This window comes from Gordonia ajococcus, assembly GCF_012974285.1.
Classification (GTDB): Bacteria; Actinomycetota; Actinomycetes; order Mycobacteriales; family Mycobacteriaceae; genus Gordonia; species Gordonia amicalis.
Genome location: NZ_CP052884.1, coordinates 4,946,383 through 4,959,519 on the forward strand (window position 1 = coordinate 4,946,383; position 13,137 = coordinate 4,959,519).

Sequence of the window (13,137 nt, forward strand, 5' to 3'; positions counted from 1 at the left end):
CATACCTCCGATCAGTCGCCCGACTTATCCACAGTTAGTCGACGAGGACACGAACGCGTGTGATGCAATGTCGATCGTGTCGCCATTGGGGTTGGGAACCGGGATCATCCGTCGAACAGTCGGTGCGCTTGCGGCGCTGACCGTCGCGGCCGGGATCGCGGTGGGAGCACCGGCGGTGAACGCAGCACCGGGTCCCACGATGCCCGTCGAATTCGATCTGTCGCGCTACCAGCCCGTCGACCCGACGACGTTCCGGTCACTCGCCTACGGTGACAACGGCCGATCGTTCTTCACCACGGGCCGCTGGATGTGCCAGATCGGCCAGGCGTACCGCTACGTGGGCTGCCAGGGTCGTCCCGCGACCGCCCCGCCCACCGCGACGGGCGCCGCCATCGCCGGCGACCAACAGGGACCGTGGTGGGTCAACCGGGAACAGACCTATCGGTTCGGATCCACGACCGGTTTCCGGCCGCCGCTCCTCGGGGTCGGCAAGCGCGTCACGATCGCCGGTGTCACCTGCACCGTGCCCCGCCGCGACGTCGTCGCCTGCCGCACCGGCGAGCGGGCGCTGATCTTCACGCCCGCGTGGCACAAGTTCTTCTTCCCGTCCTGGGACACGCTCGGACCGGGCAACAACGCCGTCGCACACAGCGCGAACCCGGCACCGCGATACCTCCCGCCCGGCCTCCAGTACTGGAATCAGCTGCCCGCCAACCCGCCTGCGCCGAAGTAGGGGACCTCGATACGCGGCGTCCTCGCTCCGCTCGGTCGTCGCTACTCGGCCGGCGGTCGGGGCGCATCCTCGCTCCGCTCGGTCGTCGCTACTCGGCCGGCGGTCGGGGGGCCTCCTCGCCCCGCTCGCGTCGCTACTCGGCCGGCCGGGGCAGACACGACAAGGCCGGGTGGAATCTCTTCCACCCGGCCTTGTGAGTTCGACGCTGCGGTCAGCCGGCGGCGACGACCGCGAGCTGCACGGTCGCCGAGACCTGCGGGTGCAGGGTGACGGTGACCGGGTAGCTACCGGTGGCCTTGATGTGACCCTTGGGCAGCACGACGTTGCGCTTGTCGACAACCGGTCCGCCGGCGGTCTTGATGGCACCGGCGACGTCTGCCGCGGTGACCGAACCGAACAGCTTGCCCGAGTCGTGGGTCTTGACGTCCAGCGAGACCGCCGCGAGGCCCTCGAGGGCCTGCTTCAGCTCGTTGGCGTGCTCGAGACCGCGAACCTCGCGGGCCTCCTGCGCACGGCGGATGCCCTCGACCTGCTTCTCGGCGCCGCGGGTGGCCTTGATGGCCAGGCCGCGGGGCAGCAGGTAGTTGCGGCCGTAGCCGTCCTTGACCACGACGATGTCGCCGGCTTCGCCGAGATTCTCCACGGCGGCGGTGAGGATGAGCTTCATGTCAACTGATCCTTTCCGCTTATCGGCTGGTCGAGGTGAAGGGCAGCAGGGCCACCTCACGCGAGTTCTTGACGGCCACGGCGACGTCGCGCTGGTGCTGCACGCAGTTACCGGTCACGCGACGCGAGCGGATCTTGCCGCGGTCGGACAGGAAACGACGCAGAAGCGCGGTGTCCTTGTAGTCGATGACGGCCTTTTTGTCCTTGCAGAAGCTGCACGCCTTGGTCTTGGTGACCTTCTCGACGCGAGGCTTCCGGCTGGGCTTTGCCTTTGCCATGTGTGTATTGCTCCAGTCATGCAATCCGGGTGGCCGCCGACGGGCGGGACCCGGGAGTTATCAGAATGGTGGTTCGTCGTCCCCGCCACCGAACGATCCGCCGCTGCTGGCAGGCGCGCTGCCCCAGGGATCGTCGGCGACCTGCTGGTTCGATCCGCCGCCGCGGCTACCGCCGCCGCCACCGGATCCGAATCCACCGCCGCCACCGCCACCGCCGCGCGAGGCGCGATTGACCTTGGCGGTGGCGTAACGCAGCGAGGGGCCGATCTCGTCGACCTCGAGTTCCACGACCGTGCGTCGTTCGCCTTCTTTGGTTTCGTAGGACCGCTGCTTGAGCCGTCCCTGCACGATGACCCGGGATCCCTTGGTCAGGCTTTCGGTCACGTTCTCCGCGGCGTCGCGCCAGATGTTGCAGCGGAGGAACAGCGCTTCGCCGTCCTTCCACTCATTGGTCTGACGGTCGAACGTGCGCGGGGTGGAAGCCACCGTGAAGTTGGCAACCGCTGCTCCCGACGGCGTGAACCGCAATTCCGGGTCGGCGGTGAGGTTGCCGATGACGGTGATGACCGTGTCGCCTGCCATGTGTGTTTCCCCTCGGGTCGTTGGTGGGCACTCGCTGATCGACATGCACCGGGAGTTTCTGGGTCAACCCTAGAACCCGGTACCGACGTCTTCAGACGTTCAAGAAACCCTGTGGATTACTTCCGCAGGACCTTGGTGCGCAGAACCGACTCGTTCAGCTTCAGCTGACGGTCGAGCTCGGTAACCGTGGCGGGCTCGGCATTGAGATCGATGACGGCGTAGATGCCTTCATTGTGCTTCAGGATCTCGTAAGCAAGGCGGCGCTTGCCCCAGATGTCGACACCATCCACCGAACCGCCATCCTTGCGGACAACATTGAGGAAAGTATCGAGTGAGGGTGCGACGGTGCGCTCGTCCAGATTCGGATCGAGGATGACCATCAATTCGTAGTGACGCATAAGACCACATCACCTCCTATGGGCTAGGTCGGCCACGGACTGTCCGTGGCAGGAGGGTCGCCTGCGTCGGCAACCGGTCCAAGATACATGACCAGGACGTTCTCCCGGAAATCCGAGGTCACCGGTACCGCCCCGTCGTGGCTCGTCGCTCACGCTCCTCGCACCTCAGGGAGCAAGGGTCGGGCACGACGACCTACTCTGTTGGCCATGTCGGAGCCGCGGACCAGTACGCCTCGACGGATCACGTGGTTGTCCGGACGCGGTGAGACCGCGGTCATCGTGCTGGTGTCGTTGCTGGCGACCGCAGCGACGATGTTCTGGAGCTACCAGGTCAAGGTCCGCTGCGGTGGAGCGCCGTTCGATGCCGACGGACGCAGCGCCAACTGGCCCTCCGGCAATCCGGCCGGCATCATCCCCTGCTACTCGGACCTGATGTACCTGTGGCTCGGCCGGGACATCAACAACCACGTGTTTCCCTACATCCACGGCGGGATCGGTGGCGACGGCACGCTCTTCGGCGGCGTCGTCGAATACCCCGTGCTGTCCGGGCTGATGATGTACGCCGGGGCGATCGGCGCCCACACCGACACAGAGTTCTTCAACCAAACCGCATTGTTGTTGGCCCCCTTCGGTTTTGCGATCACTGTCATGCTGGCGCTGATGGTCCGCTGGTGGGCGCTGCTGTGGGCGGCCACTCCCCCGCTGGTCCTGTACTCCTTCCACAACTGGGAGCTGCCGGTGGTCGCGACCGCCGTCGCCGCGATCGCGGTGATGACGTGGGGTGGCTCGATCGATCGGGGCACGGGCCGACGAAGACTCCCCCTCCGGACCGCGGCCATCGTGGCCTCGGTCCTGCTCGCGATCGGCTTTTGTCTCAAGCTGTATCCCGGGATCTTCGTGCTGCCGCTGGCCGCCTATGTCCTGACCGGCGGTGCCGGTGGACTGCGGCGCGTCGGGCGCCGCGGCCTCGACTGGGTGGGTGCCGCGTGGGTTGCGGGCGCCGCGGTGGTCACCGTGGTCGCCATCCAGTTGCCGTTCATGGTCCTCGGATTCGACGGTTGGAAGGCGGCACTGACGTTCCAGGGGCGTCGGCGTGCCGACGTCGACACCAACTCCATCTGGTACTGGGGTCTGCGCTACCTCACCGGCACGACCGACACCTATCACTCGCTCGTCGGGGTCGCCTCGCCGCTGTTGATCCTTGTCACGTTCGCGGTCGCGATGTACCTCGGGTGGCGGCATTACGGCCGGATCGGCGTGTTTCCCTGGATCGGTGTCAGCGGAGCAATGCTCGCCGGGTTCATGCTGTTGCACAAAGTGCACTCGCCGCAGTACACCCTGTGGATTCTCCCGTTCTTCGTGCTGATGCGAGTGCGGTGGCAGGTCATCGCGGTGTATCTGGTCACCGACATCGCTCTGGACCTGACGATCTTCCGCCTGTTCCCGATCCGCGACGCCGGCGACCCGCTGCCCTGGTGGGTGCTCACCGGTGTCGCGGGCTCGGTCTGGGTACACGCGTTCCTGCTCGTGTACCTGATCGGCACGCTGGTCCGCACCCCGCTGCGTGAACCACTCGCGTCGATGACGATCCGCGACGACGCGCGCGTCGATCGGCCCGACGAACAGACCGCTCGCCCCGTACCGGCGACGGACAGGGCCTGACATGAGTTCGTGGCTGGGTACCGGACCGCTCGTCGGCGATCGGGTCACGTTGCGGCCGTTGACGATCGACGACGCGCCGGCACTCGCTCGGGTGGTCGGCGACCCGGACAGGTTCCGCTGGTCTCCGGGTGTGCCCATCGATCTCGCCTCCGCCCGTCGCTTCATCGAGACCGCCACCGCCGACCCCGGCGCACGCATGGCGTTCGCCGTCGTCGACAACATCGACGGCACCGTCGTCGGATCGACGAGTTTCTACGAGATCGACGAGGCCAACCGCAGCGTCTGTATCGGCTACACCTTCTACGCCGAACGCGTGCAGGGAACGACGGTCAATCCGACCGCGAAGTATCTGCTGCTGCGGCGCGCTTTCGAGGACTGCGACGCCGTACGGATCACGTGGCACACCCACGAGCACAACACGCAGTCCCGCGCCGCGATCGCGAAGCTCGGCGCTCAGTTCGAAGGTCTGCTCCGCAAACACCGGCGGTTCGGCGACGGATGGCGGACCACCGCGCTCTACTCGATGATCGACGACGAGTGGCCGGACGCGAAAGCCGCACTGCTACAACGGATTAGCTGACACACCGGGCATCATGGCTCCTTCGAGTGGTCCGGATGACCATGCGTCCGGCGCTCTTCTTTCATCCGCGCCTCGTACAGATGCCGTTCCCCGTCGGTCAACTCGTTGCGCACCCGTTCCGTATGGGCCCGGAACGGGTGCCAGTACGTGTCGTCGAATTCCTCGATGACCTGAAATGTCCAGCGGCCGTTGATGACATTGCGTCCGACCATCTCTGATGCGAGGATTTCCGCAATGTCGGCGTGTCCGTCTTTACGTAGCGCGTCCACGGCCTCCCCGAGCAGAAGATCCGCATGCCCGATGAGCTGGTGGAAGCTGTAGAGGTGACCACGGGCGCGTTCGACGTACTCGAGCGCCTCACCCACTTTTCCGACCGCCTCGGCGGTCGTATCCGGGACCTGTTCGCCACGCTCAGCCATGTCCCGACAATACCCACGCCGAGGGTGCGTCAACCTTCAAATTCGCCGACCGATGTAGCTGCCGTAGACGCGATCCTCGTCGAATCCGTCGTAGATCTCACTGACCTCACCATTGAGCGCCTGGCTGATCTTGTGACCCAACTGCCTGAATTCAAGTTGTGCCTCAGCGGATCTCGGCGCCAGGGCGGAGAGAGTGCACAACCAGCGGTGGATGATGCGCAGATCGTCGGTGGACAAGGGGCCGCGTACCCAATTCGCCTTTTCCCAGGTCTGGCGTTCCCACGCCTGCCACGGATGGTCCCATCCGCTCGGCGGCGAGATCGCGAAGAGTCCGCGCACGATGACGTCGTTGCGATCGATTTCGGTCTCCGTGCGCCAGCGGTCGACGATCCGGGAATAGGTCAAGTAGTCGGCGGCGGTCCAGACGCCGTCGCGCAGGCCCTTCCAACCGGCACGCCGCAATGATCGGCCGACCTTGGCCTCGAGCACCGGGCTCGGATGTTTCGGATCGCCGGCACCCGCGAAGTACAGGTACCACGTGAACCCGGCCGGGCCGAGCTTCTCGATGGTGTTGCCGCCCTTGTCCGGTCGCAGCATCGCGTACGCCGCGCCGGGGTCGTCGCGACTAGCCAGGGCGGCCTCCTGGAGGAGTCGGCCGAGACGTTTGCGGTCTGCGGCCACGGCGGCGATCCGCTTCTTCCCGTCTGCGTTCTGACGGCCCAGGCAGAATGCGACGACGTTCCACAACAGCGCGATTGCATCTTCCGCGGACTCGCCGGCGACGGCGCCGAGGGCGAACAGGTCTCCTCTACTGATCTTGCTGCCGTGCAGCGTGTTCGGCATGTCGAACTCGGCGAGATGGTCGATCCACCACTGCTGGTCGACCAGGACGGAATCGGTCAGGAGTTCGGTCGCGCGATCGCCGTCGGCGAGCCAGTCGATGAGGTCGTCGGGAACAGCGAGTTGTGAGGGATTCATGCTGCATTGGACGCGCCGACGCGGAGTTCGGTTCCCTCCTTCCGATACGCCAGCTCGGCCGGCGCGGTCAGCTCACGTACTCCCGGCCGAAACGGGCTCGGCCACTTCGACTTCGGCGCGCCGCCGCACGAGCCGCGACGGGAGGCGTAACCGGATCCGGTCCGGTGCGCCGTCGAGCACACCACCGGCCGGATCGTCGTACAAGCGACCGTCGTTCCCGCGCCGGACGAGGTCCTCCTGCGGATGCCAGATCTGCCAGATCACGACCGCACACAGCACGATGACCATCACTCCCCGGAGCACCACCGCGGCCGTGAACCACTGGTCGGGCAGCCAACGGCGTTCCGCATCCAGGAAGAGGCTCATCCGCGGAATCCAGATCAGCGCGTCGATCGTCATCCACGTCAGCAGCAGCCTGGTGTGTGGGATCGCGAGTACTGCCAGCGGCACCAGCCACAGCGAGTACTGCGGGCTCCACACCTTGTTGACGAGCAGGAAGCCGGCGACCGCGAGGAACGCCAGCTGCGCGACACGGGGTCGGAACGGCGCACTCAGGCCGATGAAGGCGACAGCCACCATGACGAGGACCGTCAGCCCGACCGACAGCGCGTTCAGATGGTCGATGTTCCATGTGAAACCAAGCGTGTCGGCGAGGATGCGGTAGATGGTGTCGGCGTCGGCGGACCGGTCTGCGTTGAACCGGAAGAACTCCCACCACCCGGTCGGATACGGGATCAGGATCGGGAGGTTGACCAGCAGCCACGCGGCGAGGGCTGCGGCGGCCGCGGCCCCGAACTCGCGGACTCGGCCGGTCCGCAGACACAGCGCTCCCAGTACCACCAGCAACAACGCCGGATAGAGTTTCGCCGCGGCGCCGACGCCGATCGCCACGCCCGCAATCCACGGCCGGTCCCGCGACCACGCGAGCAGCGCGACCGCGACGGCCGCGGTCGCGATGGTGTCGAAGTTGGTGAAGGCGTGGACGAACACCAGCGGCGACAGCGCCGCCAGCCAGACCGTCCACATCCGGGTCCGCGCAGTGAGAGCCGTCGCCCAGATGGTGACCAGCCAGAACAGTGCCAGGCCCAACGCGACGATGGTGAAGAACAGCACCACGTCCAGCGCGCCGGGGACACCCCAGTTCTCCTCGGCCCACACCCAGCCGCGCGTCAACTGCGCGGCACCGTACATGAACATCCCGGTGAGCACGGGATACTCCATGTACCGCTTGATGGTCTGGCCCTGGGAGTCCTCCTGGAACCAGAAGTCGCGGTACGGCAGCGCCCCGATGTTGAGTCGTTCCGCGCCGTACAGGCTGATGACGTCGCTGTAGCAGAGGTTGGTGAACTGTCGCTGATCGTCCCAGTCGAGTCGCATCTCGGCGCCGGGGCGTCCGGACGAACCGCCGTCGGCCGGGGCCTGTTGCAGGCAGCCCGCCTTGCCGAACCAGCCGATGGCCAATCCGCACAACGCGAGCGCGAACAGCACGCGTAGCGGGGTCAGGTGGCGGCTTCGGCCGATGACTGCATGCGCGCCCGCCGGTCCGCCGATGAGTGAACTCGCCTCGCGGACCGAGTTGTCGGTACGCGTCGGGAGGACGCGTTCGGTGTCGACGCGACCGTCTCGCGCCGTCGGCGCAGGGCTGTCCCAGGCAGGGTCGGCTACATCGTCGGAGTCAGCCGATACGTCCTGGTCAGCCGACCGGCGGTTCAGGGACTCCTCCGCCGTCCGCACCGCCGGGCACGTTGCCTCCGCCGTCCGGCGTGTTCCCGCCACCGGAGTCCCCACCGCCGGGCGAGTTGCCACCACCGGAGTCGCCCCCGCCTCGGGGAGCGCCCGGGAGTGGGATGGTGACGCCGGGTGCGAGTGTCAGGTTGCCGTCGCCGCCCTGGTCGGGGATGTCGAAGGTCGGTAGGGATGGTCCCCGCGAGCGTGTGGACGGAGCGTAGGTGGTCGCCGGGGCCTCGTAGGGGATGCCGGCCACGCCGCCGATCGCCTCGGGCTCGGGGAACTCCTTGATCTCCTTGCCCTCGAGCGCGGCGTTCATCGCCGCCTTCCAGATCTGCGCGGGCAGACCACTGCCGTAGATCGACGCGCCGCTGTAGTTGGTCAGCGCCGTACCGTCGTTCGTACCGACCCAGACCGCGGTGGACAGCTGCGGGGTGTACCCGACCATCCACGCATCCTTGTTCTTTCCGGTGTCGCCGAGCTGCACCGTGCCGGTCTTGGCGGCCGACGGACGCGAGCCGAGCGACGAGTCGTAGAGCGAGTTGCCGTTGGAGTATGCCGCGATCGGCTCCAGCGCCGCGGTCACGTTGTCGGCGACTTTGGCGGGGAACACCCGCTTGCCCTCGGACTTGCGTTCGAAGAGCACCTGTCCCTCGGAGTCGACGACCTTCTGCACGAAGTACGGCTCGTGGTAGACACCGGACGCCGCGAGGGTGGCATATGCCGAGGCCATGTCGATGACGCGGGACTGGTACTGACCCAGGACGACGCCGCCCTCCGGGGAGCCGTTCGCCTCCTGGAGGGTCTTGTCGATGTTGCCGAAGGATTCGGCCACGCCGGCTCGATGCGCTGCGTCGGCGACGTCCTCGGCGCCTCGCTTGAGGTCCATCATGAGTCGGTAGTAGACGGTGTTCAGCGACATCTTCATCGCTGTTGCGAGGTTGCACGAGCCGCAGCTCTGACCCTCGGAGTTCTCGACCGTGAGTCCACCGCTGGCCTCGAAGGGTGCGGAGCTGTAGACCTTCGACAGCGGGATGTCCTGTTCGAGCGCCGCGACGAGCGCGAACACCTTGAACGACGATCCGGTCTGCAGGCCCGCCTGTGCGAGGTCCCACCCGCCGGCGTTGTCACCGCCGTAGTAACCGCGGACGGCGCCGGTCTGCGGGTCGATGGACACCGCCGATGCCAGGAGGTCGTCGGGTTCGCCGTTGAGCTGGCCGTCCGGGCATTTGTAGATCTTGTTCTTGCGGCAGGCCGCCTGGACGACGCCGTTCTGCACCTGTGGATCGATGGTGGTGCTGATCTTGAGACCACCGGTCTGCAGCTGCTTCTCGGTGATGCCGACGCTGTTGAGTTCTTCCAGCACCCGACGTTTGATCAGGCCATTGGGGCCCGGTGTCTCGTCGGTACCGCTGACCCGCGGCTTGATGGTCTTCGGGAAGACCGCGTTGTCGGCCTGCTGCTTGGTGATGGCGCCGGTGGCGACCATGCCGCTCAGCACGTAGCGCCAGCGGGCCTCGGTCGCCTCCCGGTTGTTCTCCGGGTCGTAGTACGACGGCGCGCGAATGACCCCGGCCAGCAGTGCCGCTTCCTCGAAGGTCAACGGGTTCTTCGCGGCCCGCGCCTTGTCGGTGATCGACTTGTTGAAGTACTTCTGGGTGGCGACGGCGACGCCGTAGGCGCCTCGGCCGAAGTAGATGGTGTTGAGGTAGGCCTCGAGGATCTTCTCCTTGGACCAGCCGTGCCGTTCGTTCATCTTCGCGGCGATCGCGAGTTCCTTGAACTTGCGGTCGAAGCTGCGTTCGTCACCGACGATCGCATTCTTGACGTACTGCTGGGTGATCGTCGATCCACCGCCGGCGGACTGGTTGCCGGTGATCTGACCGATCATCGCGCGGGACAGGCCGCGCGGCGAGAAGCCGTTGTTCGTCCAGAACTCGCGGTCCTCGGCGGCGACGATCGCCTGGATCATCGTGTCGGGGATCTCGTCGAGCGGCACCACCGTGCGGTTGCCGTCGGGCTGGGTGATGTCGGCGAGGGTGCGGCCGGAGGTGTCGACGATGGTCGCCTTCTGACTGACCTCTGGTTCCGGGATCTCCGCGGTGAAGTAGGTGAAGGCGAACGCGAAGATCAGCACCAGCACGATGGCCGGGACGACGGCGCCCACTGCGCCGAGCGCCCACGCGAACCGCTTGTGCCGTTCCTCCGCTGCCTGCCTGCTGTTTCGCCGGTTGCCACTGCCACCGTTGCGACCGGGACGGGTTCCGGTACCGCGCGGTGTGGGCGAAGAACCGTACGCCTCGCTCATCGTCCACCTTTCCTACCGGGCGTGCGGCGCGTCACACACCGCTGACCTCGGTCACTTTCTCGAGCCTCGTGCCACTCCACTTTGACAGCACGTGCGGGGCCTCGGCAAAAAACCGCAGGCCAGCGCGCTACTTGGCCACGCGTCGGGTGCGACGCGTGGTCCGCGGGGGCAGCCCGGCAACGTAGGACTGCACCAAATGGTTCCAGCTACACGTCCGGCACACCTCGACGACATGCACCGAGAACTCCTCGTCGGTGGTCGCCAGCCGGGCGATCTCCTCAGTGCTCCGCGCTGAGCCACTCACTTGGCCAAGGCGTTCGCCGAACACCCAGGAAACCAGCGTGACCTGCTCTTTTCGGCAGATCGGGCACATCGTGTCACTGGGCCGACCGTGGAACTTCGCCGCGCGCAGAAGATATGGACTCGCATCGCACACATCGGCCACGGCGGTCCGGCCCGCGTGGACCGAGGACAGCCGAGCGCGCCGCTGCAGGGCGTAGTCGACGATCTGGCGTTGCACGGTTCCAAGCGTACGTGGTCACACCTCCACCGTCGGCGCGACGGGTCCGGCCGCCGACGGGGCGGGTTCGGTCGCCAACCCACGACACGCGGGGTAGCTTCCTCGATCGACCTCATCGTGGACACAGTTATATCGGTGCGATACATTGACAAACACATCGGAGCGAGGTGTTGCGCTGTCAGCACGCTCCGACACATCGAGGAAGGAGGGGGTGACGAAGTGCTCGAATTGGCGATTCTCGGCTTGCTCCTCGAATCCCCCATGCACGGCTACGAGCTGCGCAAGCGGCTGACCGGGCTTCTCGGCGCCTTCCGTGCTTTCTCCTACGGTTCGCTGTATCCGACCCTGCGCCGGATGCAGGCCGACGGATTCATCGACGAAGCCGACGCGCCCATGGGTGTGAAGGTTCGTCGTGGTCGTCGGGTGTACCAACTCACCGATGCAGGTCGTGCTCGGTTCGCCGAGCTCGTGGCCGACACCGGTCCGCAGAACTACACCGACGACGGTTTCGGTGTTCATCTGGCGTTCTTCAGCCGGACTCCCGCGGTGGCGCGCATGCGCATCCTCGAGGGACGTCGCCGGCAGGTCGAGGAGCGCCGAGAAGGGTTGCGGGAGATCGTCGGACGGTCCAACCGGGCGGTCGATCGCTACACCCGTCAGCTGCATCAGCTCAGCCTCGAGTCCAGTGAACGGGAGGTCCGCTGGCTCAACGAGCTGATCGCCGCCGAGAGCTCCCAGCAGCAAGACGGGACTCCCAGTCCGTTCGACCCACCAAATCCGTTCGACACCGACGCATTCGATCCCGACGACGCCGTTCGGGACACCGCCGGAACCGAACAGTCACCTGTCGATCCGGGGCCGGGCAACCGGGACCGGGACGAACCGATGGCGAATATCGAAGAACCGGACTCGACGCCGAGCCGGGACGAACAGCTCGGGCACCCGAGCAAGTGAAAACACCGGTGGCGCAGCGAACGTCTGCGACGCCGCAACAAGAAGGAGAGCCCGACCATGGGTGAGCCCAATAAGGTGCGCGTTGCCATTGTGGGCGTAGGAAACTGCGCTTCATCCTTGGTGCAAGGCGTGCAGTACTACAAGGACGCCGACGAGAACGCCAGCGTGCCGGGTCTGATGCATGTGAAGTTCGGCCCGTACCACGTCCGCGACGTCGAGTTCGTCGCCGCGTTCGACGTGGACGCCAAGAAGGTCGGCTTCGACCTGTCCGACGCGATCTTCGCGAGCGAGAACAACACCATCAAGATCGCCGACGTGCCGCCGACCGGTGTCACCGTTCAGCGTGGCCACACCCTCGACGGCCTCGGCAAGTACTATCTCGAGACCATCACCGAGGCAGACGGTTCGGGTGTCGACATCGTCCAGGCCCTCAAGGACGCCGAGGTCGACGTCCTCGTCAGCTACCTGCCGGTCGGCTCGGAGCAGGCCGACAAGTTCTACGCACAGTGCTGCATCGACGCCAATGTGGCGTTCGTCAACGCACTCCCGGTCTTCATCGCCTCGGACCCCGAGTGGGCCAAGAAGTTCACCGACGCCGGTGTCCCGATCGTCGGCGACGACATCAAGAGCCAGGTCGGCGCCACCATCACCCACCGCGTGATGGCGAAGCTGTTCGAGGATCGCGGCGTCACCCTCGACCGCACCTACCAGCTGAACGTCGGCGGCAACATGGACTTCAAGAACATGCTCGAGCGTGAGCGCCTGGAGTCCAAGAAGGTCTCGAAGACCCAGGCCGTGACCTCCAACCTGACCGGCTCGCTCGCCGGCAAGGTCGAGGACAAGAACGTCCACATCGGCCCGTCGGACCACGTCGCATGGCTCGACGACCGCAAGTGGGCCTACGTCCGCCTCGAAGGCCGCGCCTTCGGTGACGTGCCGCTGAACCTCGAGTACAAGCTCGAGGTCTGGGACTCCCCCAACTCGGCCGGCATCATCATCGACGCCGTGCGCGCCGCCAAGATCGCCAAGGACCGCGGCATCGGCGGACCGATCCTCCCGGCCTCGGCCTACCTGATGAAGTCCCCGCCGAAGCAGCTCGCCGACGACGTCGCGCGTGCGCAGCTCGAGGCGTTCATCGTCGAGGCCTGATCCTCGCCGTAACGACTGTCGCCGTCCCCGTTCGGGATTCGTGAGGCACACCCTCACGGTTCCGGCGGGGACGTCGTCGTTTTCGGCGACACGGGTTCGGTGAATCCACGCGTGGTCACTCGTGCTGTGGTCGACAATGATTCCTCATACCGCCTACTGCCGCGGCAGGTTACGAGGAGGAG

The 13,137-nt window shown here is 66.2% G+C and carries 14 protein-coding genes; 5 read left to right on the forward strand and 9 right to left on the reverse strand.

Annotated features, from left to right (window positions below):
• Window positions 1-67: 67 nt before the first annotated feature.
• On the forward strand, window positions 68-733 hold the full coding sequence (locus tag GAA2_RS22295) for a hypothetical protein (RefSeq protein ID WP_035760553.1): 666 nt from the start codon (window positions 68-70) through the stop codon (window positions 731-733).
• A 211-nt stretch (window positions 734-944) separates the two neighbouring features.
• On the opposite strand, the gene rplI is transcribed toward GAA2_RS22295, so the two are convergent.
• The 4 genes from rplI to rpsF all read right to left on the reverse strand — a co-directional run bounded on the left by rplI (window position 945) and on the right by rpsF (window position 2,657).
• A complete protein-coding gene (gene rplI, locus GAA2_RS22300; RefSeq protein WP_006438608.1) occupies window positions 945-1,400 on the reverse strand; it encodes a 50S ribosomal protein L9 in 456 nt (151 codons plus the stop codon).
• A 19-nt stretch (window positions 1,401-1,419) separates the two neighbouring features.
• A complete protein-coding gene (gene rpsR / locus GAA2_RS22305; protein WP_004020662.1) occupies window positions 1,420-1,677 on the reverse strand; it encodes a 30S ribosomal protein S18 in 258 nt (85 codons plus the stop codon).
• A gap of 60 nt (window positions 1,678-1,737) precedes the next feature.
• The gene (locus GAA2_RS22310) at window positions 1,738-2,259 is read right to left on the reverse strand and encodes a single-stranded DNA-binding protein (protein ID WP_006868586.1); all 522 of its coding nucleotides are present in this window, start codon (window positions 2,257-2,259) and stop codon (window positions 1,738-1,740) included.
• Window positions 2,260-2,375: 116 nt separating this feature from the next.
• The gene (gene rpsF, locus GAA2_RS22315; RefSeq protein WP_004020660.1) at window positions 2,376-2,657 is read right to left on the reverse strand and encodes a 30S ribosomal protein S6; all 282 of its coding nucleotides are present in this window, start codon (window positions 2,655-2,657) and stop codon (window positions 2,376-2,378) included.
• A 207-nt stretch (window positions 2,658-2,864) separates the two neighbouring features.
• Between rpsF and GAA2_RS22320 the strand changes: the two genes are divergently transcribed.
• Both GAA2_RS22320 and GAA2_RS22325 read left to right on the forward strand, forming a co-directional pair.
• Complete coding sequence (locus tag GAA2_RS22320; protein WP_051349625.1) at window positions 2,865-4,319, forward strand: hypothetical protein; 1,455 nt, start codon at window positions 2,865-2,867, stop codon at window positions 4,317-4,319.
• A 1-nt stretch (window position 4,320) separates the two neighbouring features.
• Window positions 4,321-4,899 (forward strand): GNAT family N-acetyltransferase, encoded by a 579-nt coding sequence (locus tag GAA2_RS22325; RefSeq protein ID WP_024499103.1) that lies wholly within the window; start codon window positions 4,321-4,323, stop codon window positions 4,897-4,899.
• An 11-nt stretch (window positions 4,900-4,910) separates the two neighbouring features.
• Here GAA2_RS22325 and GAA2_RS22330 read toward each other — a convergent pair whose 3' ends face one another.
• From GAA2_RS22330 to GAA2_RS22350, 5 genes are all read right to left on the reverse strand, one after another.
• On the reverse strand, window positions 4,911-5,318 hold the full coding sequence (locus tag GAA2_RS22330; protein ID WP_024499102.1) for a hypothetical protein: 408 nt from the start codon (window positions 5,316-5,318) through the stop codon (window positions 4,911-4,913).
• Window positions 5,319-5,354: 36 nt separating this feature from the next.
• Entirely contained in the window at window positions 5,355-6,296 is a 942-nt protein-coding gene (locus GAA2_RS22335; RefSeq protein ID WP_024499101.1) for a hypothetical protein, read from the reverse strand.
• A gap of 72 nt (window positions 6,297-6,368) precedes the next feature.
• A complete protein-coding gene (locus GAA2_RS22340; RefSeq protein WP_035760574.1) occupies window positions 6,369-8,030 on the reverse strand; it encodes a glycosyltransferase family 87 protein in 1,662 nt (553 codons plus the stop codon).
• Window positions 7,990-10,332: a transglycosylase domain-containing protein gene (locus GAA2_RS22345; protein WP_024499100.1), complete on the reverse strand. Its 2,343-nt coding sequence runs from the start codon at window positions 10,330-10,332 to the stop codon at window positions 7,990-7,992. Before GAA2_RS22345 ends, GAA2_RS22340 begins: the two co-directional genes overlap by 41 nt.
• 127 nt (window positions 10,333-10,459) lie before the next feature.
• The gene (locus GAA2_RS22350; RefSeq protein WP_006438600.1) at window positions 10,460-10,852 is read right to left on the reverse strand and encodes a DUF5318 family protein; all 393 of its coding nucleotides are present in this window, start codon (window positions 10,850-10,852) and stop codon (window positions 10,460-10,462) included.
• Between the two features lie 219 nt (window positions 10,853-11,071).
• Between GAA2_RS22350 and GAA2_RS22355 the strand changes: the two genes are divergently transcribed.
• Window positions 11,072-11,806 carry a PadR family transcriptional regulator gene (locus GAA2_RS22355; RefSeq protein ID WP_006438599.1) on the forward strand — a complete coding sequence of 245 codons (735 nt, stop codon included), beginning with the start codon at window positions 11,072-11,074 and terminating at the stop codon, window positions 11,804-11,806.
• 57 nt (window positions 11,807-11,863) lie between these two features.
• Window positions 11,864-12,955 carry an inositol-3-phosphate synthase gene (locus tag GAA2_RS22360; RefSeq protein ID WP_006438598.1) on the forward strand — a complete coding sequence of 364 codons (1,092 nt, stop codon included), beginning with the start codon at window positions 11,864-11,866 and terminating at the stop codon, window positions 12,953-12,955.
• Window positions 12,956-13,137: the final 182 nt, after the last annotated feature.

Coding starts and splice junctions, on each gene's coding strand:
- GAA2_RS22320 (WP_051349625.1), top strand. CDS start 2,865: ATGTCGGAGCCGCGGACCAGTACGCCTCGACGGATCACGTGGTTGTCC.
- GAA2_RS22345 (WP_024499100.1), bottom strand. CDS start 10,332: ATGAGCGAGGCGTACGGTTCTTCGCCCACACCGCGCGGTACCGGAACC.
- GAA2_RS22330 (WP_024499102.1), bottom strand. CDS start 5,318: ATGGCTGAGCGTGGCGAACAGGTCCCGGATACGACCGCCGAGGCGGTC.
- GAA2_RS22325 (WP_024499103.1), top strand. CDS start 4,321: ATGAGTTCGTGGCTGGGTACCGGACCGCTCGTCGGCGATCGGGTCACG.
- rpsF (WP_004020660.1), bottom strand. CDS start 2,657: ATGCGTCACTACGAATTGATGGTCATCCTCGATCCGAATCTGGACGAG.
- GAA2_RS22335 (WP_024499101.1), bottom strand. CDS start 6,296: ATGAATCCCTCACAACTCGCTGTTCCCGACGACCTCATCGACTGGCTC.
- GAA2_RS22295 (WP_035760553.1), top strand. CDS start 68: ATGTCGATCGTGTCGCCATTGGGGTTGGGAACCGGGATCATCCGTCGA.
- rpsR (WP_004020662.1), bottom strand. CDS start 1,677: ATGGCAAAGGCAAAGCCCAGCCGGAAGCCTCGCGTCGAGAAGGTCACC.
- rplI (WP_006438608.1), bottom strand. CDS start 1,400: ATGAAGCTCATCCTCACCGCCGCCGTGGAGAATCTCGGCGAAGCCGGC.
- GAA2_RS22360 (WP_006438598.1), top strand. CDS start 11,864: ATGGGTGAGCCCAATAAGGTGCGCGTTGCCATTGTGGGCGTAGGAAAC.
- GAA2_RS22310 (WP_006868586.1), bottom strand. CDS start 2,259: ATGGCAGGCGACACGGTCATCACCGTCATCGGCAACCTCACCGCCGAC.